Genomic DNA, 26704 nt, shown 5'->3' on the forward strand with positions numbered 1-26704 from the left:
CGCGGGTCAAGTCAATCGGTCGCCACGCGGGGTGGGGGTGCGGCCGGGGGCGCATCGCCGACCCCAGACCCACGGAGTGACGGTGGATGGTGACGACCGATGGCGCCGCGGCGGGCGCCGCGTCGTTCGACCCCGAGGCTGGAGTCACGCCGTGGGCGGGATCGGGGAGCGGTCGTCGAGGCCATGCCGGCGACACGCCCTCTGGACCGATCGATGCCTTGGACTGCCACTGCATCGGATGCTTCAGCCCGGTGCCTGAAGCATCCGATGCAGCGTGCCGATCGCCGCTTCGATCTGCATCTCGGTGAGCGACGAGTACCCGAAGACCAGCATGTCGTCCCGGGCTTCGGGATCGAAGTCGTAGGCGGCTCCGCTGGAGAGGGCGTAGACGCCGATGCCGTGCGCGCGGGCCATGCTCTGGATCTGCCGGGCGGGTGGAAAACCGGGTGGAAGGCGCCAGACCAGATGCAGGCCACTCTCGCTGCCCAGGACGACGGCCCCGTCGAACGCCGCCCGCAGCGCCGCGACGAGGCAGTCCCGTCGTGCCTTGTAGACCTGCCGCAACCGGCGCAGGTGCCGGTCGAAATGCCCCTCGTCGATGAAGGCGGCCAGGGCGGCCTGTTCCAGCCAGGCCTGCCCGTTGCTCATCCGGGCCTTCAGCATCCGGGCCTCGTCCCAGAACAGGCGCGGGACCGTGGCGTAGCCGAGGCGCAGGCCCGCCCCGACGGACTTGGAGAACGTCCCGACGTAGAAGACCCGCCGTCCCCCATCGAGGCCGGCCAGGGCGGTCAGCGGCGGCCCGTCGTACCGGAAGTCGCTGTCGTAATCGTCCTCGACGATGTAGCTGTCGGTCTCTTCCGCCCATCGCAGGAGAGCCAGGCGCCGCGTCAACGGCATGGTGGACCCGGTGGGGAACTGGTGGGAGGGCGTGACGTAGAGCAGGCTGCCCTTGGCGGTGGGCAGGAGGTCCGTCCGCAGGCCATCGCCGTCGACGGGGACCGGATGGATGGCCGGGCCGGCATTCCTGAAGATCAGCGAGGCGCCGAGGTAGCAGGGGTTCTCGATGCAGAGCTGCCGGGTATGCCCCTTCAGCAGGGTGAAGACGAGGTTCAGAGCCTCTTGACCCCCCGTGGTCACGATGACCTGATCCTCGGTGACCGCCACCGCCCGGGCCCGCCGCAGGTGGGTGCTGATGGCCGTGCGCAGAGCCGGGAGACCGGCCGGATCGCAGTAATCGGTCAGATAGGCCGTTTCCCGCCCCAGGAGACGCATGACGATCCGTCGCCAGATCGGCAGCGGGAACCCGGCCGGATCGGACCGCCCGACCCAGAAGTCGAACTCGGGCCGGTCCCCACCGCCGCCGGGCGAGCCCGCGAAGCACAGCAGTGGCTCGCTCGACGCGTCCGGCACCGGCCCGTTCGTGAGCGAGCGACTGCCGCGTTGGATCAGCAGGAGACTGTCCGGCGGGATCGGCTCCACGAACAGGCCCGCCGTCCCGCGCGCCTTGACGTAACCCTCGGCCGTCAGGCGTTCGTAGGCCAGCATCACCGTGTTGCGCGACACGCGAAGGCGCTCCGCCAGCAGCCGGCTCGGCGGCAGCGCCATCCCGGCCTTGAGCTGGCCGTCGAGGATGATCTCGCGAACTTGATTGAAGACCTGCGCCTGAAGGGGCGTCTCGGACCCGAAGTCCAGCGTCAGCGTCAGGTCCACACGTGCCATCCCGTCCGGCTTCGTGCGACCCGCAGCGCAGCCCTGTCCGCACCGCGACGCTTCGGGTCCGAGGGCTCGGTCCGCAGCCGCGACAAAACGGTTGGTACCATATCCCGGCACTCTTTTGGCCCTTTCGCCATGCCAAAATTTGGAATTGTTAGCACTTGAGTGCATTGTGTGCGCGCATCGGGCCGGCCCGCCAGGAACAATAAGGCGGGACGCTCGGCCGTGGAGGAAACATGAACGAGATCGTCAAGCCCGACTCCCTGCTGGTCGCTCAGGCCGAGAGCCTGACCGAGACCTTCTTCGGCGGCTGCCCGCACGATTGTCCCGACACCTGCTCGATGTTGTTCGAGGTCAAGGACGGAGAGCTGCTCGGCGTGCGCGGCAACCCGGACCATCCGATGACCCGGGGCGGTCTCTGCGTGAAGCTGAAGGATTACGAGAAGCGCCACTACCACCCGGATCGGCTGCTCTACCCGATGAAGCGGGTCGGGCCGAAGGGCTCCAAACAGTTCGAGCGCATCACCTGGGACGAGGCCCTCGACACCATCGTGACGCGCTGGAAGGCGATCATCGATCAGTACGGCCCCGAAGCGATCGCGCCGTACAGCTACCTCGGCAACCAGGGCCTCGTGCACGGGCTGAACGGCGGTGACGCCTTCTTCAACCGGATGGGCGCCACCGTGACCGAGCGCACCTTCTGCGGCGAGGGCTCCTGCACGGCATGGCTGCTCACCGTCGGCCCGACCGCCGGGCTCGATCCGGACAGCTACATCCACTCCAAGTACATCGTGATCTGGGCCTGCAACTCGGTCAGCACGAACCTGCATCACTGGGCCATCGTCAAGGACGCGCAGAAGAAGGGCGCCAAGGTCGTCGTGATCGACACCTATGCCTCGCGCACGGCGAAGGCGGCCGACTGGCACATCGCGCCGAAACCCGGCACGGACGGCGCGCTGGCCATGGCGCTGATCAACTCCATCATCGAACAGGGCCTCGTCGACCAGGACTACGTCGATAACTACACGGTCGGCTTCGAGGAGCTGAAGGAGCGGGCCAGCACCCGCACGCCCGAATGGGCCGCCGAGATCACGGGCGTTTCCGCCGACGACATTCGCAAGCTCGCCCGCGAAATGGCGACCGAGCAGCCGGTGGGCATCCGCATGGGCGTGGCGCTGGAGCGGCACTACGGCGGCGGCCAGACCATCCGGGCCGTCTCGTCCATTCCGGCCCTGACGGGCGCCTGGCGCCATGTCGGCGGCGGCGTCACGCAGTTCGGCGTCTGGGAGCACCCCTACAAGTTCGACGTGATGTGCCGGCCCGACCTGATCCCCGAGGGGACCCGCGTGGTCAGCAACCTGCAGATCGGACGCGCGCTCACCGGCGAGTTGCAGCTCGACCCGCCGATCATGTCGATGATGTGTTGGAACTCGAACCCGGTGACGCAGGCGCCCGAGACCGACAAGATCGTCGCGGGGCTGATGCGCGAGGACCTGTTCATGGTCTCCGCCGAGCACTTTATCTCGGACACCGCCTCCTACGCCGACATCCTGTTGCCCGCCACGATGGGCGCGGAGATGGAGGACATGATCCTGTCCTGGGGCCACCTCTACCTGACCTACAACACCAAGTGCGCGGAGGCGCCCGGCGAGGCGATCCCGAACAACGAGATCTTCCGCCAGCTCGCCACCCGGCTCGGCTTCGAGGAAGAGAACTTCAAGTGGACCGACACGGAGTGCCTGGAGCACTACGTCGACTGGAACGCGCCGGCCTGCGAGGGCATCGACCTGCAGTACATGCGCGAGCACGGCTTTGCCCGCCTCAAGGTCGGTACGCCCGACGATCGGGCTCCGCACAAGGAAGGCAACTTCCCGACGCCGACCGGCAAGTGCATGTTCATGGTCGAGGGCGCCACGAACTTCGTCGCACCGCCGTTCCGGCAGATGTACGAGGGCTTCCAGCCCGGCGAGGCGCTCGATCCGCTGCCCGACTACCTGGGTCCGCGCGAATCCCACACCAACGACCCGGAGCTCGCCAAGCGCTTCCCGCTCAACATCGTCTCGCCCAAGAGCCACTACTTCCTGAACTCCTGCTACGCGAACATGGAGGACAAGCAGAAGGGCCAGGGCGAGCAGTTCGTGATGATCAACCAGGTCGACGCGGACGCCCGCGGCATCCGGGACGGCGACAAGGTCCAGGTCGCCAACGACCGCGGCGCCTTCAAGGGCGTGGCCCGCATCACCGACGACGTGAAGGCCGGCATCGTGGTGGCGACGCTGGGCTACTGGCGCCAGCTCAACGAGGGCACGGTGAACAGCATCTCGTCGCACGCCTTCACCGACATGGGCCACGCGCCGTCCTTCTCGGACAACCTGGTCGAGGTAGCCCGGGCGAATTGAGGCCGACGCCGGTGAGCGGCACGACCCTTCGATGAAAGGACGCAAGCGTCCCACGGGACGCTTGTTTTTTGCCTGGCACCGGATCTTGCGGGCACCCGGCATGGACGCGGTCTCCGCACGACCGTAAGGCGATCCCGACGCGGCACCCTGGCCCGTCCCCATGCGGGACCGCCCAAACGAAGAGGGCGGCGCGCCCCTCGGCACGCCGCCCCCGCCCAGACCCGCGCCTGAGCGTCAGGCGAGGTCGACCTTCTTGGTCTCGGTCTTGGGCGACTCGCCGGTCAGGGCGGCCTTCACGTAACCGTAGATGTGCAGCATCGTGGCGTTCGGGCTGTCCCAGTACTCGCCCTTCTCGGGATGGACGCGCAGGAGGGCGACCTCGGGGTCGTCCTTGCCGTTGGGGAACCAGGTCTTGAGGCTCTCGCTCCACTTGTCGTCGATGACCGCCTGGTCGGTCACGATCTCGGCCTTGCCGGCGATCGAGACGTAGGTCTGGTTCGACGGATCCGAGTAGGCCAGGTTGATCTGGTTGTCCTTGCTGATCTCGGCGGTCTTGGGGGAGTGCAGCTTGGTGAAAAACCACAGGTCGCCGTTCTCGTCCGCCTCCTGGCACCACATCGGGCGGCTGTAGAGCTTCCCGTCCTGGTCGGCGGTGGTCATCATCGCGACCTTGACGTCCTGGATGAGGGCGAACAGCTTCTTGGCGCCCTCGTGGTCGCGGTGGTTGCCCTGGTGCATGGGATTGCAGTCTCCAACTCGTCGAAAGGCTTTCCGGCGCGGTGATCGGCAGCCGGATCGTGTGCTCAACGAGCCAGGACCGCATTGGTTTCGGAGAGGCGCGCCGGGGCCGGCGGCGCGAGGGCCGCCGGGGGAGCGGATCGCGCGGGCTTCCGACGCATCGCGCCGAACTGGCCGAGGCGGCGATCGTCCAGGATGACGGCCGCGTCGCCGATGGCCCGCACGACGTGGCAGTTCCGGCCCAGGCCCTTGGCCTGGTAGAGGGCGGCATCCGCCTCCGCCACGAGCTCGGCCGGCGTGGTGGTCCGGCCGGCCGGGCTCACGGCGACGCCGATGCTTACGGTAACGAAGGGCTGGCCGTCGCCCCGGGCCACGTGCGGGATCTGGAGGCCGGCGATGCGGGCGCGCAGGCGTCGGACGACCCGAGCGACGGCGCGGGCGTCGCAGCCGCGCATCAGCACGGAGAACTCCTCGCCGCCGTAGCGGGCGACGCAGTCGCGCCCGCCGCGCGTCTCTCCCGCGATCGCCTCCGCGATCCGGCGCAGGCAGGCATCGCCGGCCGGGTGGCCGTAGGCATCGTTGAAGCGCTTGAAGTGATCGACGTCGATCATCAGCAGGGCGGTACCCCGGGCCTCGCGGGTGGTCTTGGCCAGGGCGGCATCGAGGGCGCGGCGGTTGGCGAGGCCCGTCAGGGGATCGGTCTCCGAGAGCACGGTGAGGACCCGGCGATCCTGCTCGAGGCCGGCCGAGCGCAGGATCTCGCGCAGGGAGACGAGGTAGGCCCGGCGGCGCACGCCCTCGATCTGGTGGTTTCCGTAGAGAACGAAGAAGGCGCCCGCCACGGTCTGGAACGCGAGGCAGAGGGCGAGCTCCGGGGCGAGATCCGTGCGCAGGGCGATGCTGGCGAACGAGGCCGCCGCGCTGAGGCCGGTCAGGATGAGCGCATGGGGGAAGCGCAGCACCAGCATCATGGTGGCGAACACCATCATCAGCGGGTACTCGATGTAGCAGATGGCGCTCATCGCCTCCCGCTCCAGGCTGAACAGCAGGATCGGCACCGCCGTCACCAGCAGCATCGTGGCGGTGACCATGCGCTCGCGCTGCGGCCCCGGCATCCGGGTGACGGACCAGGCGAGCAGCAGCCCGAGGGGCGTGACCAGGAACAGCCGCAGGGCGATCGCCAGGGGCAGCATGCCCGGCATCAGCAGCGCGGTCGTCAGGTTGTAGGCGTTGTGGAAGATGAGCCCGATCAGGATCGTCCGGCGCAGATGGAGCGCCCGTTCCCGGCCGGTATCGATCTCGTAGCGCGCCGAGACGGGGCGGGAGAACCGCAGCAGGTACGGGCTCATGGTCAGGTCGCCCTGGGCGACGTCGCCCCGCGAACGCAGCCGCGACGGCCGCGCGGGAGCGGAAACCCTGTTTCGGATCCAGGCGTACACGGATGGGCGATCCTGCAACGGTCGAGGCCGCCGCCGGGCGATCTCTCTGTGTTGCAGCGAACGTCGCGGCGGGCCGAGCGGACGCAAAACAGTGGCGCTCCCGTCGACTCATGCCTAGCAAAACCTGAACGCCCTCGCGGAAAACTCCGGCGCCGAAGTCCGGCGCGGCGCCGCGTCTCCGAACGGTCGAGACCCGGCCGCGACGAGGGGTCTCGCCCTCGGCAGCCCAGGGAAGCGCTTGCGCTCAGGCACCGCCTGTGCTGTCGCATGGGTTCGTCGCGGGTGGGCCGGGCAAGGCCGCAGCGTCCGCGAACCCCCGTTTGTCGCTGCGCCTCGGCCCTCCGGTCGGACGCGGCAAGGAGCCCGAACCTTGGCGATCACCCGTGACGACGTGCTGAAGGTGCTCTCGACCGTGACCGTCGATGCCGCGGGCACCACCCTGCCCGCCTCCGGGCGCCTGTCCCAGGTGGTGGTGGACCCCACCAACCGAGTGATGTTCTCGATCCTGATCGACCCCAGCGAGGCCGAGCGCTTTGAGCCGATCCGGCGTCGGGCCGAGGGCGCGATCCTGGCGACCCCGGGCGTCTCGGGCGTGTTCGCCAGCCTGACCTCCGAGCGCGGCCCGAACCAGCCGGCCCAGAATGCCCCGCAGGCCGCGGCTCCGCAGCCGCCCTCCCCCGGCCGTCCCGCCGCACCGCCGCCGCCGCGGACCGGCCCGGCCCTTCCAGGTGTGCGCCACATTGTGGCCGTCGCCTCCGGCAAGGGCGGCGTCGGCAAGTCCACCACGGCCTGTAACCTCGCGCTCGCCCTCTCGGCCCAGGGCCTCAAGGTCGGCCTGCTCGATGCCGACATCTACGGCCCCTCGGTGCCCAAGCTGTTCGGGCTGTCGGGCAAGCCCCGCGTCATCGAGGAGCGCCTGCTGGCCCCGATGGAAGGGTTCGGCATCAAGGTCATGTCGATCGGCTTCCTGATCGAGCCCGAGACGGCGATGATCTGGCGCGGCCCCATGGTGCAGTCGGCCATCACCCAGATGCTGCGCGAGGTCGCCTGGGGCGAGCTCGACGTGCTCGTGGTCGACATGCCGCCGGGCACCGGCGACGCGCAGCTGACCATGGCCCAGGCGACGCCGCTCTCCGGGGCGGTCATCGTCTCGACCCCGCAGGACCTGGCCCTCATCGACGCGCGCCGCGGCGTGACGATGTTCCGCAAGGTCGCGGTTCCGATCCTCGGCGTCATCGAGAACATGGCGACCTTCATCTGCCCGCATTGCGGTACGGCCTCGCACATCTTCGGGCATGGCGGTGCGCGGGCCGAGGCCGAGCGGCTGGACGTGCCGTTCCTCGGCGAGGTGCCGCTGAACATGACGATCCGCGAGACCTCCGATGCGGGTCGCCCCGTGGTGGCGGTGGACCCGGACGGGCCGCACGCGCAGGTCTATCGCGGCATCGCCGCCAAGCTCTGGGGCAACCTGACCGGCGGCCCCGCGCCGCGGACGGCGCCCCGCATCGTCATCGAGTAGCCCCGATGGCGCCGGTGCTGGGCGTGATCCTCGCCGGCGGGCTGGCGCGCCGCATGGGCGGGGGCGACAAGCCCCTGCGGACGCTCGGTGGCCGCACCCTGCTCGACCGCGTGCTCGCCCGCTTCGCACCCCAGTGCGGGGCCGGTGTCATCCTCAACGCCAACGGCGATCCGGGCCGCTTCCCGGATTTCCCGGGCATGATCGTGCCCGATGGCGTGCCGGACAATCCGGGCCCGCTGGCCGGCATTCTCGCGGGGCTGGAGCATGCGGCGGCCCATCATCCGGGCACGCGCCACGTCGCCAGCGTCTCCGGCGACGCGCCGTTCCTGCCCCACGATCTCGTCGCCCGTCTCGCCGAAGCGGCCGGGCGGGAAGGTACCATCGCCATGGCGGCGTCGGGTGGGCGCGAGCACTTCACGGTGGCGCTCTGGCCGGTGGCCCTGCGGGCGGAGCTGCGCGAGGCCCTGGTCACGCGCGGCGAGCGCCGGGTCGGCGCCTTCCTGAGGCGCCACGGTGCGGTGGCGGTGTCCTGGCCGGTGGAGCCCTCCGACCCCTTCGCCAACATCAACGCGCCGGAGGACCTGGCGGCAGCCGAGGCCCGCCTCGCCGGGACCGACGACCCCTGACGCCTCAGGTCGGGGCGCTCCCGACCGCGGCGCGGGCACGCCAGCGCGGGTAGAGGAGCCCCAGGCCGAGGCCGCCGAGGACCAGGCCGGCGGCGCCGAGCTTCCAGGCCGGCAGCGGCTCGCCGAGCCAGAAGGCCGAAGCCCCCATGCCGAAGACCGGCACCAGCAGGGCCATCGGGGTGATCTGGGCGGCGGGGTGGCGCGCGAGCAGCCGGCCCCAGATGGCATAGCCGAACATCGTGTTGCCGACGGACTGCCAGACCACCGCGCCCCAGGTCGTCAGGTCGGCCCGCAGGAGCCCGTCGCGGATGGCCTCCCAGCCTTCGAGGAGGAACGAGGCGGCGAGCAGCGGCGGCGCCGAGAACAGGCTCGCCCAGACGACGTAGGGCAGCATGGCCCTCGCCCCGCTGCGCTTGGCGGCCATGTTCCCGCCGGCCCAGCTCGCGGCGGCGCAGACGACCAGCCCGAGGCCGAAGGGTGTCGTCGCGGCGTCGGTATGGGCAGCGATGACGGCGAGGCCGGCGGCGGCGAGACCGAGGGCTGCCCATTGGTGGCCGGGCACGCGCTCTCCCGTCAGCCGCATCGACAGGCCGATGGTGAAGAAGACCTGGACCTGGATCACCAGGGAGGCGAGGCCGGGGGCGATGTGGCCGCGCAGGGCGATGAAGAGCAGGCCGAACTGTCCGGCCCCGATCAGCAGGCCATAGGCGGCGAGGTTGCGCCAAGGGACCGCCGGGCGGGCCAGAAGGAACACGCCCGGCAGTGCCGCCAGCACGAAGCGCAGGGCGGCGAACAACAGCGGCGGCAGGTGGTCGAGCCCGATCCGGATCACGACGAAGTTCGTGCCCCAGACCGCCACCACCGCGAGGGCAAGGAGGATGTCGCGAAGCGGGAGGGTGCCGGTCATGGGCCGCCATGTCCCAGTTGGCGAGCGGCCTGCCAAGCCGTGGCGGGCCCTGAAACGAAAGAAGTGTCCGCACTTTCGCGCGGACACTTCCCTCTGAACCCGGATTGTGCGGGCCGGATCAGGCGGCGCCGACGGTCGCCTTGACGATCTTGTCGGGGGAGCGCGGCGGCTCGCCCTTGTTCAGGGTGTCGACCACGTCCATGCCTTCGACGACCTTGCCCCAGACGGTGTACTGCTTGTCGAGGAAGCGGGCATCGCCGAAGCAGATGAAGAACTGCGAGTTGGCCGAGTGCGGGAAGTTGGTGCGCGCCATCGAGCAGGTGCCGCGCACGTGCGGCTCGGCGTTGAACTCGGCATTGAGGTCGGGCAGGTCGGAGCCGCCCGAGCCGGTGCCGGTCGGGTCGCCGGTCTGGGCCATGAAGCCGTCGATCACGCGGTGGAACGGGACGCCGTCATAGAAGCCCTGGGCGGCGAGCGTCTTCAGGCGCTCGACATGGTTGGGGGCGAGGTCGGGGCGGAGCCCGATCACGACGCGGCCCTTGGTGGTCTCCAGGATGATGGTCTCGGTCTCTGCCATGGGTCTAGACTCCTTTTCCCTTGGATCCTTGGTAGATGAAGCGGAGCGCGATGGGGCGCCCCGCGATGGCCGCGCCGAGGGCGGGGGTGATCCGGGCCGGGGTGCAGTGCCGGATCGCCGCCAGGGTCGCATCCAACAGGATGCGGTGGGCGCGGGTGTCTGAAGGCTGCGCCGAGAAGGTGACGCGCGGTGTCCCGATGATGCTGCCGTCCCGCCGAAGCGCGAAGCGGGTGGTGATCTCGGCCCGGGCCGAGGGGGACAGGCCCCGGGGAACCTCCCAGCACGCCGCGAGGGCGGGATAGAGGTCCCGCAGCGTATCGGCCGGGTTCGCGCCGTCGGCCAGGCCGCTCAGCGGGACCTGCACGGTGCCGCGCAGGGTTTCGGGTAGGGTCAGCGGGCCCGTGAAGGGCGCCGCCCGCGCGGGGAGCCCCACGGCGACGAGCGCCGCGAGAGCTCCCAGGTGGGCGCCGCCTCGCAAACTACTTGGCTCCCTGCGCCATCTGCATCTTGACGATCTTGTCGGGATTCTGCACCGCCCCGCCCGCCGCGCCGGGGGCCGCCTTCTTGATCGCGTCCACGGCTTCCATGCCCGAGGAGACGAGGCCGACCACGGTGTACTGCCCGTTGAGGAAGGGCGCGTCCCCGAGGCAGATGAAGAACTGCGAATTGGCGGAGTTCGGGTCGGACGACCGGGCCATGCCGACCGTTCCGCGGCGGAACGGTGCCTGCGAGAACTCGGCCGGGATGTTCGGCAGGCTCGAGCCGCCGGTGCCGTTGCCCTTCGGGTCGCCGGTCTGGGCCATGAAGCCGTCCATCACCCGGTGGAACTTAAGGCCGTTGTAGAAGCCCTGCTTGATCAGGGTCTTGAGCTGGGCCACGTGCTTCGGGGCGATCTCCGGGCGCAGCTCGATGGTGACGCGGCCATCCTTGGTGTCGAGGTACACCGTGTTGTCGTCCACCGCCCAGGCTGCGGGTGCCGTCGCGAGGAGGCCGGCAACGGCGAGGAGGGCGATGCGGCGATTCAGTCCAAAGGCCATGGGGTCAGCATGCTTTCGTTGGTCGTGGCGAAGGAGGGCTCAGGCCGCCCGGAAGCGCTGCGCGAGGCGCGTCGCCACCAGGGGCGGCACGAAGGGCGAGACGTCGCCGCCCATGGCGGCGATCTGGCGGACGAGGGTGGCGGTGATCGGCCGGACGCCGGTGGAGGCAGGCAGGAACACGGTCTGCACCTCCGGCGCCATGGCGCCGTTCATGCCGGCGAGTTGCATCTCGTAATCGAGGTCGGTGCCGTCGCGCAGGCCTCGGATGAAGACGCTGGCCCCCACCCGCCGCGCCGCGGTCACCGCGAGGTCGTCGAAGGTCACGATCGTCAGCGCCGTGCCCTCGGCCTCGGCCAGGGGCGTACAGGTGGCGCGCAGGAGCTCCGCCCGCTCCTCGGGCGAGAACATCGGCGCCTTGCCGGGATGCACGCCGATGGCGATGACGAGGGTCTGCACGAGCCGGCACGCCTGACGGATGACGTCGAGGTGTCCGTTCGTGACCGGGTCGAACGAGCCGGCGTAGAGGGCGGTGCGGATCATCGCGGCCCGGGGTAGAGCATTTCCACCCGAAACGGAACCTCCGGTCCCGACACGAAAACGGGCTAACTCCACGCCCGGCGATACGGACGGCCCCGGGGCCGTCCGCTTGAGGGGGTGCGATCAGCCCTGCACGGCCTCGTCGCCGGCTTCGCTCTCGTCCTCGCCCTCGATGTGCTCCACGGACACGACCTTCTCGGTCTTCTCCGTGTTGAACACCGTCACGCCCTGCGAGGCACGGCCGACGATGCGGATGTCGTCCACCGGAACGCGGATGAGCTGCCCGCCATCGGTGACCAGCATGATCTGGTCGGACGGCTGGACCGGGAAGGAGGCCACGAGGCTGCCGTTGCGGGCATTGACCCGCATCGCCGTGATGCCTTTGCCGCCCCGGCCGGACGTCCGGTACTCGTAGGACGAGGTCCGCTTGCCGAAGCCGCGCTCGGAGAGGGTGAGGACGAACTGCTCGGCGGCGCCCATCTCGTTGTAGCGGTCCAGGGAGATGGCGCTGGCCTCGGCCACGCCCTCCTCCGCCTCGGGGCTCGCCGTCTCCTCGCCCTCGACCCCGTCGCCGATCACGGCGCGGCGCATCTTGAGGTAGCCCGCCCGCTCCTCGGGCGAGGCGTCGAAGGCGTTGAGGATCGTCATCGAGATGACGCGGTCGTTCTTGCCCAGGCTGATGCCGCGCACGCCGGTAGAATCGCGACCCTTGAAGACCCGGACGTCCTCGACGGGGAAGCGGATGCACTGGCCGGCCTGCGTGGTGAGCAGCACGTTCTGGTCGGCGCGGCAGATCTCCACGTGGACGATGTGGTCACCCGCATCGAGCTTCATGGCGATCTTGCCGGCGCGGTTCACCTGGACGAAGTCCGAGAGCTTGTTCCGGCGCACGCTGCCGCTCGCCGTGGCGAACATCACGTCGAGGGTCTCCCAGGAGGCCTCGTCCTCGGGCAGCGGCATGATGGTGGTGATGCGCTCGGTGCCGGCATCCATCGACAGGATGTTGACCAAGGCCTTGCCGCGGGCGTTCGGCGCCGCCATCGGCAGGCGCCAGACCTTCTCCTTGTAGACCTGGCCCTGGTTCGAGAAGAACAGCACCGGCGTGTGGGTGTTGGCCACGAACAGGCGGGTGACGAAATCCTCGTCGCGGGTCGACATGCCGGAGCGGCCCTTGCCGCCGCGGCGCTGGGCCCGGTAGGTCGAGAGCGGCACGCGCTTGACGTAGCCCGCATGGGACACGGTGACGACCATGTCCTCGCGCTGAATCAGGTCCTCGTCCTCGACGTTCGAGTCCCAGTCGAGGATCACGGTGCGGCGCGGGGTGGCGTAGGCCTCGCGGACCTCCGCGAACTCGTCCTTGACGATGCCCATGATGCGCAGGCGCGAGCGCAGGATGTCGAGGTAGTCCGCGATCTCGTCGGCGAGCTTCTTCAGCTCGTCGCCGATCTCGTCGCGACCCAGGGCCGTGAGGCGCTGCAGGCGCAGGTCCAGGATGGCGCGGGCCTGCACCTCGGAGAGACGGTAGGTGCCGTCCTCGGCGACCCGGTGGCGCGGATCATCCACCAGGGCGATGAGCGGCGCGATGTCGTGGGCCGGCCAGTCGCGGTCCATCAGCGCCTCGCGGGCGGTGTTGGGATCGGGCGAGGTCCGGATCAGGCGGATGACCTCGTCGATGTTGGCCACCGCGATGGCGAGGCCGCACAGGACGTGGGCGCGCTCGCGGGCCTTGTTGAGGAGGAACTTGGTCCGCCGGGACACCACCTCCTCGCGGAAGTCCACGAAGGCCTGGAGCAGGTCCTTGAGGTTCATCAGCTCCGGGCGGCCGCCGTTCAGCGCCACCATGTTGCAGCCGAAGGACGATTGCAGGGGCGTGAAGCGGTAGAGCTGGTTCAGCACCACGTCCGCCATGGCGTCGCGCTTGATCTCGACGACGATGCGCATGCCGTCGCGGTCGGATTCGTCGCGCAGGTCGGAGATGCCCTCGACGCGCTTCTCCTTCACCAGCTCGGCGATCTTCTCCATGAGCGTCGCCTTGTTCACCTGATACGGGATCTCGGTGAAGATCAGCGCCTCGCGCTCCTTGCGCAGCTCCTCGGTGTGGGACTTCGCCCGCATGATGATCGAGCCGCGGCCCGTGGCGTAGGCCTGGCGGGTGCCGGCGCGGCCGAGGATCGAGCCGCCGGTGGGAAAGTCGGGACCGGGCACGTACTCGGTGAGCTGCTCGATCGACAGGCCGGGATCGTCGATGAGGGCGACGCAGGCGTCGATCAGCTCGCCGAGATTGTGCGGCGGGATGTTGGTGGCCATGCCGACGGCGATGCCGCCGGCGCCGTTGACGAGGAGGTTGGGGAAGCGCGCCGGCAGGACGGTCGGCTCCTCGCGCGACTCGTCGTAGTTCGGCTGGAAGTCGACGGTGTTCTTGTCGATGTCGGCGAGCAGCGCGTTGGCCGGCTTGGCGAGGCGCGATTCGGTGTAGCGCATGGCGGCCGGCGGATCGCCGTCCACGGAGCCGAAATTGCCCTGCCCGTCGATGAGCATGAGCCGCATCGAGAAGTCCTGCGCCATGCGGACCAAGGCGTCGTAGATCGATTGGTCGCCGTGCGGATGGTAGAGACCGATCACGTCGCCGACGATGCGGGCCGACTTGACGTATTTGCGCTCGGGCAGGTGCCCGCTCTCGTAGGCCGAGTAGAGGATGCGCCGGTGCACCGGCTTGAGGCCGTCGCGCGCGTCCGGAAGCGCCCGGCTCACGATCACGCTCATGGCGTAATCGAGGTAGGAACGCTTCATCTCGTCGGTGATGGAGACGGGCTTGATGTCGGAGGCGGGCGGCGGCGTGCCGGCGCCCGGAATGTCGTTCTCTGCCAAGGTCTTCGGTCTCTACCTGTCCGGGGGCCGGAGCGTCGGCGGCAAGGATGGGCGCCGCCCGCTCACGGCGTTGTCGCGCGCGTCTCCGGCGGCTGAGCCGGACCGTGCGGTGTTCTGCCCAAAGCTATAGCGCATCTCGTCCGTTCAGGCCAACAAATCGCGGCTTAACCCCCTGGTAACGAACGGTTTGCGCGAGCCGCGCCTGGACGCCGGGGCACGCCGACCCCGTCCCTAGAGGAACTTCGCCGGATCGGTGCTCGGCGGGGCCGGCTTCACATCGGCGCGGTGCCACCAGCCGCCGCCGAGGGCCTGAAACAGGGCGGCGGTGTCGGCATACTGGTTGGCGCGCGCGCCCGCCGAGGTCACCAGGGCCGAGAGGTACGATTGCTGCGCGATCAGCACCTGCGTGCTGTTCAGGGCCCCGGCCGCGTATTGCTTGCGGATGAGGCCGAGGCTCTCGTTGGTGGCCCGCTCGGCGGCCGAGGCCGCCGCCACCGCCCTGGCGTCGGACTGGAGCGCCCGCAGGGTGTCGGCGACGTTCTGGAAGGCGCCGATCACCACGGCCCGGTACTGCGCCTGGGCCTCGTTGAGCGTCTCCTCCGCGGCGCGCTGGCGCCGGAACAGGGTCCCGGCGTCGAAGATCGGCTGCGCCACGGTGCCGACGATGCCGTAGAACGAGGCGGCCGAGGTCGCGAGCTGCGCGATCCGCACCGCGCTGGCACCGCCATTGGCGGTGATGTTGAACTGCGGCAGGCGATTGGCCACCGCGACCCCCACCGCCGCGCTGGCCTGCTGGACGCTGGCCTCCGCCGCCTTCACGTCCGGGCGCTGCTGCACGAGGCGCGAGGGCAGGCTCACCGGCAGGTTGGTGGGCAGGCGCAGGGAGGCCAGGGTGAAGATGGGCGCGATCTCCTCGCTCGGCAGGCGCCCGACCAGGGCGGTCAGCAGGTTGCGCTGCTGGGCGAGCTGCTTCTCCAGGGGCGGCAGCAGCTGCATCGAGACCGAGAGGGCGGCCTGTTGCACCACCACGTCGGCCCCGGCGATCTGCCCGAGGGCGAGCTGCTTGTTGTAGAGGTTCAGGACCTCGGTCTGGGCCTGGATCACCTTGCGGGTGGCGTCGATCTGGGCGCGCAGCGACACCTCCTGGATCGCCGCCAGGACGACGTTCGTCGTCAGCGTCAGGTAGGTCGCCTCGAGCTGGAAGCGCTGGTTCTCGGCCTGGGCCTCGAGGGACTCGATCTGGCGCCGGTTGCCGCCGAACACGTCGGGCGTGAACGAGACCGTCACCTGCGGCGTGTAGAGGCTATAGAACAGCTGCCGGGTGTCGTTGAGCGGCCCCTGCAGGGCACCGCCGGGCGCCTTCTGGCGCGAGCCGAGGCCGTTGGCGCTCACCACCGGGAACAGCGTGCCCCTCTGCGCCTCGACGTTCTCCTGCGCGATCCGCAGGGAGGCCTGCGCGGCATCGAGGTTCGGGTTGTTGGCGAGCGCCTCTGCCACCAGGCGGTCGAGGGCTGGGGAGCGGAACAGGGTCCACCACTGACCCGGCACGTCGGCCCCGGAGACGAAGGTCTGGTCGGCCGAGCCGCCATGGGCGGTGCGGATGGTGTCGGTGGCGGTCGGGTTGCGCAGGGGCTCGCGGGTGTAGCGGATGGCCGGCGGATCGGCCGGCGGCACGTAGTCCGGGCCGACGACGCAGCCGCCGAGGCCGGTGACTGCCAGAGCGAGCAGGCTCGCACGGAGGGCGCGCGCATGGCTCCGGCCGGCGCGCGCCGCGATCGGGGAGGATGCCGCCATGGTGCCAAGGAATCCTGTCGCCGTCCCTGGCCGTAGAGGCGCCGGGCCGGGATCGAAGTCAACGCGGCCGGCGGCGTGCGCGCGGAGCTGTGACCGGTCCATCATGCGTGCTCCGCCTGGGCCGCCGCCCGGGCGGCCGCTTGCGACGGGATCGCGGCCGGGACCCGCCGGGAGAACAGGGCGATCAGGATCGGGACCACCACGAGGATCAGGTTCGGCGCGAGCAGGATGCCGCCCACCACCACCAGGGCGAGCGGCTTCTGCACCTGCGAGCCGATGCCGGTGGAGATCGCGGCCGGCAACAGGCCGACGCAGGCGGCGACGCAGGTCATCATCACCGGGCGCATGCGCACGTTGGCGGCGTGCCACACCGCCTCGGTCCGGGCCCAGCCCTCGTCGATGAGCTGGTTGTAGTAGGAGAGCAGGATCACGCCCTCCATGGTCGAGATGCCGAACAGGGCGATGAACCCGATCGCCGCCGAGATCGAGAACGGCGTCATCGTCAGGAACAGCGCGAAGATGCCGCCGATCATTGCCATCGGGATCACGCTCAGCGTCAGCACCATGTCGGTGACAGAGCTGAAATTGACGTAGAGCAGCAGGGCGATCAGCGCGATCGTCACCGGGACCACGATGGTCAGGCGCTGCACGGCATCCTGCAGGTTGGTGAACTGCCCCACCCATTCGAGGTGGAACCCGGGCGGCAGGGTCACCTCCTCGGCGATGCGGCCCTGTGCCTCGAGCACCGCGCCGCCGAGGTCGCGCCCGCGCACCGAGAACTTGACCGGGATGTAGCGCTCCTGGTTCTCGCGGTAGATGAAGGCCGCGCCGGAGACGAGCTCCACGGTGGCGATCTCCGAGAGCGGCACCTGGATCACCCCGCCGGCGGGGTTGGCCGCCCCGACGGTGATGTTGCGGATGGTCTCCAGGCTACGGCGGTACTGTGGCGCGAGGCGCACCCGCATGGGGAAGTGCCGGTCCGAGCCGTACTCGTAGAGGTCGCCCGCCGTCTGGCCGCCGATCGCCGCCTGGACGGTGGTGTTCACGTCGCCCGGCGACAGGCCGTAGCGGGCGGCCTTGCGCCGGTCGATGTCGATCCGCACCGTGGGCTGGCCGAGGGAGGCGAAGACCGCGAGGTCGGCGATGCCCGGCACCTTCGCCAGGGTGGCCTTGATCGCTTCCGCGGTCTTGGTCAGGTCGTTGAGGTCGTTCCCGTAGATCTTGACCGAGTTCTCGCCCTTCACGCCGGAGGCGGCCTCCTGGACGTTGTCCTCGATGTACTGGGAGAAGTTGAACTCGATGCCCGGGAAGGCCTCGTCGAGCTTGGCCGAGAGGTCGCGGACCAGCCCCTCCTTGTCGAGGCCCTTGCGCCAGGTGTCGAAGGGCTTGAGCGGCGCCAGGATCTCCACGTTGAAGAAGCCGGTGGCATCGGTCCCGTCGTCCGGGCGGCCCTGGTGCGAGAGCACCGTGACCACCTCCGGCACCTCGGCGATGATCTTGCGCAGGCGCTCCACGTAGGCGTTGCCGGCCTCCAGGGAGATCGAGGCCGGCATGGTGCCGCGAATGTAGAGGTTTCCCTCCTCCAGCTTAGGCAGGAATTCGAGGCCGAGGGTGCGGGCGGCGATGCCCGAGACGCCGAGCACCGCGGCGACCACGAGGAGCGACAGCACCTTGTTGCGCAGGCCGAAGCGCAGGATCAGCACGTGACCGAAGCGCAGGAGCCGCACCACCAGGGTGTCGCGCTCCTCCACGTGCTTGGGCAGGATCAGGGCCGAGAGGGCGGGCGAGACCGTGAAGGTGGCGATGAGGCCGCCGAGCAGCGCGTAGGCGTAGGTCTTGGCCATCGGGCCGAAGATGTGTCCCTCGACGCCCGTCAGGGTGAAGAGCGGCAGGAAGCCCACGATGATGATCGTGGCCGAGAAAAAGATCGCCCGGTTCACCTCCGCACCCGCGATGGCGATCGTGCCGAGGCGCCCGGCCAGGCCCCCCGGTGGTGCCTGGCCCGCGCCGTGTTCCGGTTCGGCGAGGTGCCGGAACACGTTCTCGACCATGATCACGGTGGCGTCGACGATGAGGCCGAAATCGATGGCCCCGAGGGAGAGGAGGTTCGCCGAGTCGCCGCGCAGGACCAGGATCAGGATGGCGAAGCCCAGCGCGAAGGGGATCGTCGCCGCCACGATGATCGCGCTGCGCAGGCTCCCCAGGAACAGCCACTGCACCACGAAGACCAGCGTCACACCGAAGACGAGGTTGTGCATCACCGTGTGGGTGGTGGTGTGGATGAGCCCGCTGCGGTCGTAGATGCGCTCCACCCGCACGTCCGGGGGCAGGATGCCGCTGGCGTTGATCTTGTCGATCTCGGCATTGACGAGGCGCAGGGTCGGCAGGCTCTCGCCGTCGCGGCTCATCAGCACGATGCCCTCGACGATGTCGTTGTCGCCGTCATGGCCGACGATGCCGAGGCGTGGCGCGTGCGAGACCCGCACCTCGGCGATATCGCGCACCAGCACCGGCACGCCGTTGACCTGGGTCAGCATCGTGTCGCGGATGTCGTCCATGTCGCGGATGAGGCCGATGCCGCGCACCACCGCCGACTGCTCGCCCACGTTCAGGGTCTGGCCGCCGACGTTGATGCTCGAATTGTTGAGCGCGGTGACGAGCTGGACCAGGGTCATGCCCTGGGCCTGGAGGCGGTTCAGGTCGACGGCGATCTCGTATTCCTTGGTCCGGCCGCCGAAGGCCGTCACGTCGACCACGCCGGGAATCGCCTTGAACCGGCGCTGCAGCACCCAGTCCTGCAGGGTCTTCAGGTCGGTGGAGGAGTAGCCCGGCGGCCCCGTCACCTTGTAGCGCATGATCTCACCGACCGGGCTGGTGGGCGAGATCTGCGGCTGGGCGCCGTTGGGCAGGGGCGGCAGCTGCGACAGGCGGTTGAGCACCCGCTGCAGGGCCTCCTGGTAGGTGAAGGCGTAGCTGAACTGCACCTTCACGTCGGAGAGGCCGAACAGCGAGATGGTGCGCACCACGGTCGCATTGGGGATGCCGGCGAGCTGCACCTCCAGGGGAATCGTGATGTAGCGCTCGATTTCGTCGGCCGATTGCCCGGGATTCTGCGTGATGACGTCGACCAGCGGCGGCACCGGATCGGGATAGGCCTCGATGTTGAGCTGGGTGTAGCTGGCATAGCCGAGCGCCAGCATCACCAGGAACAGCAGGCAGACCAGCACGCGCTGGCGCAGGGCGAAGACGATCAGGCTGTTCATGGCAGAGTTCTTCCGGCCGAGGCCCGAGGACGAGGAAGGGGCCCCAGGCCCGACGGGTCAGGACGCCTTGTCACCGCTCGTCGCCCGATCCATGAACACCGCGCCGCGCGTGACGATCGCTTCCCCCGCCGCGATGCCGGCGGTGACCTGCACCATCCCGCGGGCGGCCAGGCCCAGGGTGACGTCGCGGGCCTCGATGGCCCCGTCGGGCCGCGCGATCCAGACATGCGCCCGCGCCCCCTCGTACACGATGGCGGCGGCGGGCACGGCGGGCGCCGTCTGCCCCGGCCCGGTGAAGATCGTGAAGGTGGCGAACATCTCGGGCTTCAGGACCTGGTCCGGGTTCTCCACCTCGCTGCGCACCGCCAGGCGCCGCGTCGCCGGGTCGAGGCTCGCGGACAAGTAGTTGACCCGTGCCTTGAAGATGCGATCCCCGAAGCCCGCCACCGTCGCCTCGACCTCCTGGCCGATCCGGATGCGCGGGATCTCGCTCTCGCGCACGTTGGCGACCAGCCAGACCGTGGAGAGGTCGCCGATGACGAAGACCGGGTCGCTGGCGGTGGAGAGGTACTGACCCAGGCCGACCTTGCGCTGGACGATGGTGCCGGCGATGGGTGCCCGGATCTGGGTCTCGGGGCTGAGGGTGCCCTTCTTCTCGAAGGCCGCGATCTCCGCGTCGGTCTTTCCGAGAAGGCGCAGGCGGTTCTTGACCGCCTCCAGGCCCGCCTCGGCGCTCTTCAGGTCGCTCTGTGCCCCGATGACGTCGTTCTGGGCCGACTGGTAGTCCTTGAGCGCCACGGCCTTGGCCTGGAACAGCTCCTGCTGGCGCGTGGCGATGGTCTGGTCGAGCTTCAGCAGCGCGGTCGCCTTGGCGAGGGTGTTGAGGGCGGTCTGGTAGTCGTTCTGGGCCTGGACCATGTCCGTGGCCTCGAGGGTGAGGAGCACGTCGCCGGCCTTCACCTCGTCGCCGGCACGGACCAGCACCTTGGTCACCCGGCCGGCATAGGGCGAGGTCACCGGCACGTTGTCGTCCTCGTTGAGGGCGATGCGGCCCTCGGCCGTCCCTTCCGGCCGGAAGCTGACCGCGGTGATCGGAACGATGTTCAGGGCGGCGCGCTGGGCCGGGCTCGGCCGGAAGAGCCGGGCCGGCCCGCCCGCGCGGGGATCGCCGCCCGCGGCGGTCTCGGCCTCGCTCGTCCCGAGGCGCTCACGAATCGCCGCGCTCAGCCCCGTAACGACGCTGATGACCGGAGCGGGCCAGAGACTAACGGCGACCACCACGCAGATCAGCAATCCGAGGGGCGCGAGAATGGTCGCGATCGTGCGCTTTGTCCCGGTCATGTGCCGCAGAAGTGCTTTCGGGTTGGCCGCTAGTGGTCAGGTTGGAGGCGTGCGGGTGGCCCGGACGACCTGATCGGGCGATCCGGATGCTGAGGATTGCGGTAGGCTGTGTTCAGGAATACGGGTCTCGCCAAATCAAAGTCCGTCCCGTCCGAAGATCGGACAGGTCGAGGGCTCCGGCCGCGACTGTCTTAGCCAAGTCGCGTCCTGTTTGTGTGACGCCATTCGTGGCAAATTTCAGATTGGAGTCGCGCGCCCGCGTCGACGATCGTCTCGATGTCCCTCTCGCTGGTGGGCGTGCCACAGGTGGGCGGTCACGCCTGGGGGCGCCCTGCACCGGAGGGAGTGAGAGGGCCAAGCTTGAGCACGAGTCAATCCGCTGAGGACGCAACGCCACGGGTGACGACGACCCTACCCTCGTGGGGCGCAGGGCGACTGACGATTTCGTGTTCGTGGAGTGTGCCGAGGCGCGGGCGCGGGCGCGTCACGCGATCACCGGGCAGAGGCCGGCATCCGGGCGCAGGCCCGGCCCGTCATCATCGGTCAGGATGGCGGATATCTGATTGTGGGGGGCGTCTCATTGTGGGGGGCAATGAGTTCGAATGGTCGGAGCGAGAGGATTCGAACCTCCGACCCCTAGTCCCCCAGACTAGCCATATACACCGTTAAGCGTTGTCATCCCCGATCACTCGCTTTCGTAAGCGGTTGTGATGTCGCGCTTTTCGTTGTCATCTGCTGTCAGGAGGTTTCGGGTAGCGTCGGTTTTTTGAACCCCCGCTGAACCCCAGAGCCGGTGACTAGGGACTCAGCATGGCGGTAGTCAACATGACAGCGGCGTTCATCCGATCTCTAACTTCAAAGCCGCCCGATAGTGGAAGAGTGGAGTACTGGGACAGCCTGACTGCGGGGCTTTGCCTTCGCGTCAGTCCTACGGGTCAGGGAACATGGACCTTCCGCTATCGCCCCCGCGAGGGAGCGGGATTCCAGCGCATCACGCTCGGCAAGCTGAACGAGCTCACGCTGGCCGAGGCACGGGAGCGAGTGCTCCGCCACCGCGTCGCGGTCTCCGATGGCGGTGATCCTCAGGGCGAGCGGAAAGCGCGACGTCACGCCGCGTCACAGGCCCTCACGTTCGACGGTCTCGCGCAGCGCTACTTAAATGAGTACGCCAAGCCCAACAAAAAAAGCTGGCGCAATGATGAGGGCTATCTAAAGCGGCCGCAGGCAGCGTGGGGCGCCCGAGCGGCTAGTACGATCACGCGGCGGAATGTCATCGCGCTTCTCGACGCAATCAGGGCTGAAGCCCCGGTTAGCGCAAATCGCACGCACACGATTCTGACCACCTTGTTCAACTGGGCCGTCGAAGGGGAGCTTCTCGAAGCCACCCCAATTGCCGGTCTCAAGAAGCGAGCAAGGGAAACGGCCAAAGAGCGAGTGCTAAGCGATCCCGAGATCCGGGTGCTGTGGCAGAAGCTCGACGGAGCAGGCGGCCTGTCCGACGACGTTGCTGACGCGCTTAAACTTATCTTGGTGCTCGGACAGAGACCGGGCGAGGTGGCTGGTGCGTTGCAATCTGAACTTATCAAGCTTGGCGACGCAGTCGATGCTCGTTGGGAAATTCCAGCTGGGCGCACGAAAGCCGGTCGCGCTCACGTCGTCCCTCTTCCGCCTATGGGCATGGAGCTGTTCAAGCGCGCTCTTAGCCGCCGAGCAATCGACGGCGACGGCCAAAGCGTCTTCGCCAGCAAGTTCACGTCGCGCAAGACCATAGCGCGCCACAGCCTGTCACACGGACTGTCCCGAGTTATCCAGCGGTTACCGGTAGACGGGCCGGACAGCGAGGCGCGTCGGTCTCTGAAAGAAAGCCCGCCAACGCCGCACGACCTGAGGCGCACTCTGGCGACCGGGCTGGCGCGCCTCGGCGTACCCCGTGAGGATCGCAAAGCCGTGTTGGCGCACATTGAGGGTGACGTACATGGCCAACACTACGACAAGTACGAACGCCTACGCGAGAAGAGGAGCGCACTTGTGACTTGGGAAGAGCACTTAGCTGCGCTTGTAAAATAACTTCAGGGGACGCTGGTCCGGAAGGTGGCTCAGTGAGCGAAGATAATCAGAACTATGCAGGCATGTTTTCGCCGGACATGATCTCAAGCCTGCGATATTTGCTTGGTCACGACATCTCGCTTCAAGGCATGATTGAGACGCGCGACTTTCTGAACATGATCGCCGATGCCGTCTTTAAAACCAAGATAGATATCGAGGAACGGTCCGTCCGAGTAGTAAGCACGCAAAGAGATGCAAAACGTCTTCTGACGAAAATTATCAATTCTGCTGAAGCATTGTCCGAAGGTCTTGGGGAGAGCGGCAATTTAACAGAACTCTTGCTCACCGGACCGGACAGGCCGCTTTCCCTGATTTCGAGAGGAGAAATACAAGACCATGAAATGTTTCTGCAAAACACGTTATCGAACATCATCGAACAGGCGCGTTTTATGTCCAAGCAGGGAGAATTTTTGAGAAGAGCGGTGGGATTATCGCCTGGCGAACATCCTAACAAGTCGCCAATACAAGCGTGCTTATGGCGCCGACTATTTTATCTATGGGAGCGTTCGGGAAAGAAAGTCAGCTACTCAATAGAACCGCGTTCAGGAAAGCGCCGAAAGCCTGTCCTTATCGACTTTATCAAATTGGTTCATGAGGCGGCAGGTTTTGATCCGCCTAACCACGAGGAAGTGAAGGATGCTGCGGCTGAATGGCGGCGCCTCAGAGTGGATGACCCACGGCTGAGTCGTCTCAAGCCGAAGCGAGGGCAGAACTTGCCCTGACCACCCCCTCTTTTCGATGAAAGCATACGAATACCAAAAAAGCCGTCCAACGTTTGGAGACGGCTCATGCGCAACGAACTGCTTCTACCCGATGAAGTCAGAGAGTTAGTCCGACTGTCCGAGCCAACGATCTATCGGCTCCGACGCAAAGGTAAGTTTCCCGCCCCGATTATCCTTGGTGAGAAGCGCATCGCTTATCGCCGCAGCGAAGTCATGTCTTGGCTTGAGGCGCGGACTCGCGCTTCCTACAGCGTGGAGGCCGCATAATCGCATGCCCCAGAACGTCAAAACCCTCGCCGGGGCAAACGGCGAGGGCTCTGGAAACTGTGTCTGCTTGGCCGCTGACACCACCAGAGATACAGCACCCGCCCTCATCCTTCAAGCAAATTGGCTTCGCCGTCGTCTCGGCGTTTCAGTCGAGCAAGCGCTGATGCTCGCCCCGATAGTCTTCGAACGCGGGAGGCCCCGCGCATGAACTTCGGCCGCGCTATCGCTCTCACTGTCGTCGGCATCCCCGGCTTCCTGTCGCCGGATCACATGGACGACGCGGATCTTGACGACCTCGCCCACGTCCTCCGCGCCACCCTCAACGCTGTCGAAGAAGAACGGCTTGACCGAGTCATCACGCAGGGCGGCGCGGCGCTTTCGTCCTCGAAGATCGGAGGCTCCGCCGCATGATGGCCGGACACGAACATACCGTGCGACCGTCGAAGCCATGGGTTCCGCCGTTCGCTGGCTTGCCGGACCTTGCTGCTCTTCGCGAGCTTCAGAGCCAACCGCAGTGGGTGGCCTGGGACTACGTATGGAAGGAGGACAAGCAGAAGTGGGACAAGCCCCCGGTCGACGCCAAGACGGGGCTGGCGGGCAAGTCCAATGATCCGTCCACATGGGCTTCCTATGACCGCGCGGCACGTCATGTTGAGGCTAAGCGGCTGGCCGGTGTTGGTTATGCTCTGACGAAGGAGGAGGAGCGTAGCGGCATCGACCTCGACAAGTGCCGAGATCCTCAAACCGGTAAGCTGCACGCCTGGGCTCAGACGGTTGTGGACTTCGCAGAGACCTACACGGAAGTCTCGCCCTCCGGCGCCGGTTTGCGGCTGTTCATGCGCGGCAAGACCGAGACGGTGAAAAACGATGCCGCTCACGTCGAGATCTATCCTGACGGCCGGTATCTGACCATCACGGGCCAGCACGTCCCCGGCACCCCGGAAGAAATCTGCGAGGCACCTAGGACGCTCGCCTTCCTACGCGAGCGGGCCGAGCAGTTCCGGGAAGCCGAGCGCGCTGCCGTTGAACGCGTCCGCGAATTGGAACGCAAGAAGGCCGAGAGACAGGCGCAGGAGCCCCCCAAGCGCACCACCAGCGAGCGCGCCTCGGCGCCAGCCCGCGAGCGCGGCCCTCATGAGGGGCCGGACTTCTGGAAGACGGTCAACGACCGCGCCTTGGCTAACCTTGGCGCGTGGGTGCAGTACGTGTTTCCGCGTGCCCGATACCAATCCGGGACCGGCGCCTATCGAGTCAGCCAGCGGGACCTCGACGAGGGATACGAAGAGGATCTATCGCTCCACCCAGACGGCATCCGAGATTTCGGCTGTGGAGACATGGGCGATGACCGTGGCGGCGCTCGGACGCCAATCAACATTGTTCGCGACTACCTCCCAGCCGACAGTGCCAAAGCTGCTGCGTTGTGGTTGTGCGAGCGCCTGGGCACCCGGCCAGAAGACATCGGCTGGAAGGGTGGCGAGCAGGCCAACAGTGATGGGGCGCGTGATGCGCTCACTGCGCAGACAGCATCCGCTAGCGAGCGGAAGCGCATCCGAGCGACGCCCTTCGTCTACCGAGACCCATCCCTGATCCCGCCCCGCGAGTGGGTCTATGGCCGGCACCTGATCCGCCGCTTCCTCAGCACGACCGTTGCGCCCGGCGCGGTCGGCAAATCAAGTCTCGTGCTGGTCGAGGCCATCGCCATGGTCACTGGCAGGGCTTTGCTCGGGGTTATGCCGGTCCGCTGCATGCGCGTCTGGTACGTGAACCTAGAGGACCCGCTGGAAGAGACCGAGCGCCGCGTCGCTGCGATCTGCCTGCATTACGGGATTGATGCTCGCGAGCTGGAAGGCCGCCTTTTCCTCGACAGTGGACGCACGGCCGAGATCATCATCGCGACCCGGCAGCGTGACGGTGTGAAGATCGCCGAGCCGGTGATCGAGGACGTTATTGCCAGCATGGCCGAGAACGAGATTGACCACCTCGCGATTGACCCGTTCGTTTCTTCCCATCGCGTTACCGAGAACGCCAACGACGAGATCGACATCGTCGCCAAAGCCTGGAACCGGGTTGCCGAGGCCGGCAACGCCTCGATCGAACTCGTGCACCACGTGCGGAAAGGTCAGGCCGGTCAGGGCGAGTATACTGTCGATGATGGCCGTGGAGCCGGCGCCTTGCTCGCGGCGGCACGCTCAGCCCGCGTGCTCAACCTCATGTCCAAGGACCAAGCCGAGAAGGCTGGACTGCCGACGAACCGGGGCTTCTTCCGGGTTGATAACGGCAAGGCCAACCTCGCCCCACCGCCGGACAAGAGCGACTGGTTTCAGCTCGTGTCCGTGTCACTCGGCAACGGGCCACCTAACTTCTACGACTGCGGCGATCAGGTTGCCGTTGTCAAACCCTGGGAATGGCCAGACCCGTTCGAGGGCGTAGGCACCGACGAGCTGCGCGATGCTCAGGCCGAGGTGGCTGGCTGTACGGCTGCTGGTGCGCGCTTCCGGCTGAACCTGCAGTCGCCGGAGTGGGTCGGCATCCCCATCGCTCGCGCACTTAAGCTCAACCACGAGGACAAGGCTCACCGCAGCAAGATCAACCGCATGCTCAAAGTGTGGATTGAGACGGGCATGTTCGCGGTCGTCCAGGGGAAGGACGCGAAGGGCAACAACCGGGACTTTGTGGAGGTCGGCAAGCATGCCTCAGATGCTGGCGAATGAGCCTTTCCCCACCTCCCCAGGTGAGGTGAGGAACGGTGTGGAAGTGAGGACAAAAACTCCTCACCACCACCCCCTTATAGGGGTGGGTGGGGGTGGTGAGGATGGCTTGCCACGAAGTGAGGGTGTGGGATCGGCTATCG

20 protein-coding genes are annotated in these 26704 nt (G+C 67.8%); 8 read left to right on the forward strand and 12 right to left on the reverse strand.

Annotated features, from left to right (window positions below):
• Positions 1 to 243: 243 nt before the first annotated feature.
• Positions 244 to 1719: a PLP-dependent aminotransferase family protein gene (locus CRT23_RS12780; protein ID WP_181017339.1), complete on the reverse strand. Its 1476-nt coding sequence runs from the start codon at positions 1717 to 1719 to the stop codon at positions 244 to 246.
• 230 nt (positions 1720 to 1949) lie between these two features.
• On the opposite strand from CRT23_RS12780, the gene CRT23_RS12785 reads away from it, so the two are divergent.
• Entirely contained in the window at positions 1950 to 4112 is a 2163-nt protein-coding gene (locus CRT23_RS12785; RefSeq protein ID WP_103710004.1) for a molybdopterin oxidoreductase family protein, read from the forward strand.
• 234 nt (positions 4113 to 4346) lie between these two features.
• On the opposite strand, the gene CRT23_RS12790 is transcribed toward CRT23_RS12785, so the two are convergent.
• Both CRT23_RS12790 and CRT23_RS12795 read right to left on the reverse strand, forming a co-directional pair.
• Complete coding sequence (locus CRT23_RS12790; RefSeq protein WP_055950557.1) at positions 4347 to 4850, reverse strand: pyridoxamine 5'-phosphate oxidase family protein; 504 nt, start codon at positions 4848 to 4850, stop codon at positions 4347 to 4349.
• 65 nt (positions 4851 to 4915) lie between these two features.
• Positions 4916 to 6289: a GGDEF domain-containing protein gene (locus CRT23_RS12795; RefSeq protein WP_103710005.1), complete on the reverse strand. Its 1374-nt coding sequence runs from the start codon at positions 6287 to 6289 to the stop codon at positions 4916 to 4918.
• Between the two features lie 370 nt (positions 6290 to 6659).
• Here CRT23_RS12795 and CRT23_RS12800 point away from each other — a divergent pair, with 370 nt between their 5' ends.
• Both CRT23_RS12800 and mobA read left to right on the forward strand, forming a co-directional pair.
• A complete protein-coding gene (locus tag CRT23_RS12800) occupies positions 6660 to 7808 on the forward strand; it encodes an Mrp/NBP35 family ATP-binding protein (protein ID WP_103710006.1) in 1149 nt (382 codons plus the stop codon).
• Between the two features lie 5 nt (positions 7809 to 7813).
• Positions 7814 to 8434 carry a molybdenum cofactor guanylyltransferase MobA gene (gene mobA, locus CRT23_RS12805; protein WP_103710007.1) on the forward strand — a complete coding sequence of 207 codons (621 nt, stop codon included), beginning with the start codon at positions 7814 to 7816 and terminating at the stop codon, positions 8432 to 8434.
• Between the two features lie 4 nt (positions 8435 to 8438).
• Here the strand turns inward: mobA and CRT23_RS12810 are convergent, their stop codons facing one another.
• The 9 genes from CRT23_RS12810 to CRT23_RS12850 form a co-directional block, all read right to left on the reverse strand.
• Positions 8439 to 9341 (reverse strand): EamA family transporter, encoded by a 903-nt coding sequence (locus tag CRT23_RS12810; RefSeq protein WP_103710008.1) that lies wholly within the window; start codon positions 9339 to 9341, stop codon positions 8439 to 8441.
• A 118-nt stretch (positions 9342 to 9459) separates the two neighbouring features.
• Positions 9460 to 9918, reverse strand: coding sequence for a peptidylprolyl isomerase (locus CRT23_RS12815; RefSeq protein WP_055950543.1), 459 nt, complete (start codon positions 9916 to 9918; stop codon positions 9460 to 9462).
• 4 nt (positions 9919 to 9922) lie between these two features.
• On the reverse strand, positions 9923 to 10351 hold the full coding sequence (locus CRT23_RS12820; RefSeq protein ID WP_103710038.1) for a hypothetical protein: 429 nt from the start codon (positions 10349 to 10351) through the stop codon (positions 9923 to 9925).
• 46 nt (positions 10352 to 10397) lie between these two features.
• Positions 10398 to 10943 carry a peptidylprolyl isomerase gene (locus CRT23_RS12825; protein WP_055950670.1) on the reverse strand — a complete coding sequence of 182 codons (546 nt, stop codon included), beginning with the start codon at positions 10941 to 10943 and terminating at the stop codon, positions 10398 to 10400.
• 51 nt (positions 10944 to 10994) lie between these two features.
• Positions 10995 to 11495, reverse strand: a complete 501-nt coding sequence (gene coaD, locus CRT23_RS12830; RefSeq protein ID WP_055950541.1) for a pantetheine-phosphate adenylyltransferase — start codon at positions 11493 to 11495, stop codon at positions 10995 to 10997.
• Positions 11496 to 11615: 120 nt separating this feature from the next.
• Positions 11616 to 14360, reverse strand: a complete 2745-nt coding sequence (gene gyrA, locus CRT23_RS12835; RefSeq protein WP_103710009.1) for a DNA gyrase subunit A — start codon at positions 14358 to 14360, stop codon at positions 11616 to 11618.
• Between the two features lie 231 nt (positions 14361 to 14591).
• Entirely contained in the window at positions 14592 to 16154 is a 1563-nt protein-coding gene (locus tag CRT23_RS12840; RefSeq protein ID WP_103710010.1) for an efflux transporter outer membrane subunit, read from the reverse strand.
• 101 nt (positions 16155 to 16255) lie between these two features.
• Positions 16256 to 19417: a CusA/CzcA family heavy metal efflux RND transporter gene (locus CRT23_RS12845; protein WP_103710011.1), complete on the reverse strand. Its 3162-nt coding sequence runs from the start codon at positions 19415 to 19417 to the stop codon at positions 16256 to 16258.
• 57 nt (positions 19418 to 19474) lie between these two features.
• Complete coding sequence (locus CRT23_RS12850; protein ID WP_103710012.1) at positions 19475 to 20758, reverse strand: efflux RND transporter periplasmic adaptor subunit; 1284 nt, start codon at positions 20756 to 20758, stop codon at positions 19475 to 19477.
• Positions 20759 to 21568: 810 nt separating this feature from the next.
• On the opposite strand from CRT23_RS12850, the gene CRT23_RS12860 reads away from it, so the two are divergent.
• The 5 genes from CRT23_RS12860 to CRT23_RS29085 all read left to right on the forward strand — a co-directional run bounded on the left by CRT23_RS12860 (position 21569) and on the right by CRT23_RS29085 (position 26564).
• Complete coding sequence (locus tag CRT23_RS12860; RefSeq protein WP_103710013.1) at positions 21569 to 22825, forward strand: site-specific integrase; 1257 nt, start codon at positions 21569 to 21571, stop codon at positions 22823 to 22825.
• A gap of 32 nt (positions 22826 to 22857) precedes the next feature.
• Complete coding sequence (locus CRT23_RS27790; protein ID WP_146056375.1) at positions 22858 to 23586, forward strand: hypothetical protein; 729 nt, start codon at positions 22858 to 22860, stop codon at positions 23584 to 23586.
• A gap of 66 nt (positions 23587 to 23652) precedes the next feature.
• Positions 23653 to 23853: a helix-turn-helix domain-containing protein gene (locus CRT23_RS12865; protein ID WP_103710014.1), complete on the forward strand. Its 201-nt coding sequence runs from the start codon at positions 23653 to 23655 to the stop codon at positions 23851 to 23853.
• A 204-nt stretch (positions 23854 to 24057) separates the two neighbouring features.
• Complete coding sequence (locus CRT23_RS12870) at positions 24058 to 24264, forward strand: hypothetical protein (protein ID WP_103710015.1); 207 nt, start codon at positions 24058 to 24060, stop codon at positions 24262 to 24264.
• Positions 24261 to 26564, forward strand: coding sequence for an AAA family ATPase (locus CRT23_RS29085; protein ID WP_245436176.1), 2304 nt, complete (start codon positions 24261 to 24263; stop codon positions 26562 to 26564). The genes CRT23_RS12870 and CRT23_RS29085 overlap by 4 nt, the downstream gene beginning before the upstream one ends.
• Positions 26565 to 26704 lie beyond the last annotated feature (140 nt).

The sequence above is a fragment of the Methylobacterium sp. V23 genome (genome assembly GCF_002917135.1).
GTDB lineage: Bacteria > Pseudomonadota > Alphaproteobacteria > Rhizobiales > Beijerinckiaceae > Methylobacterium.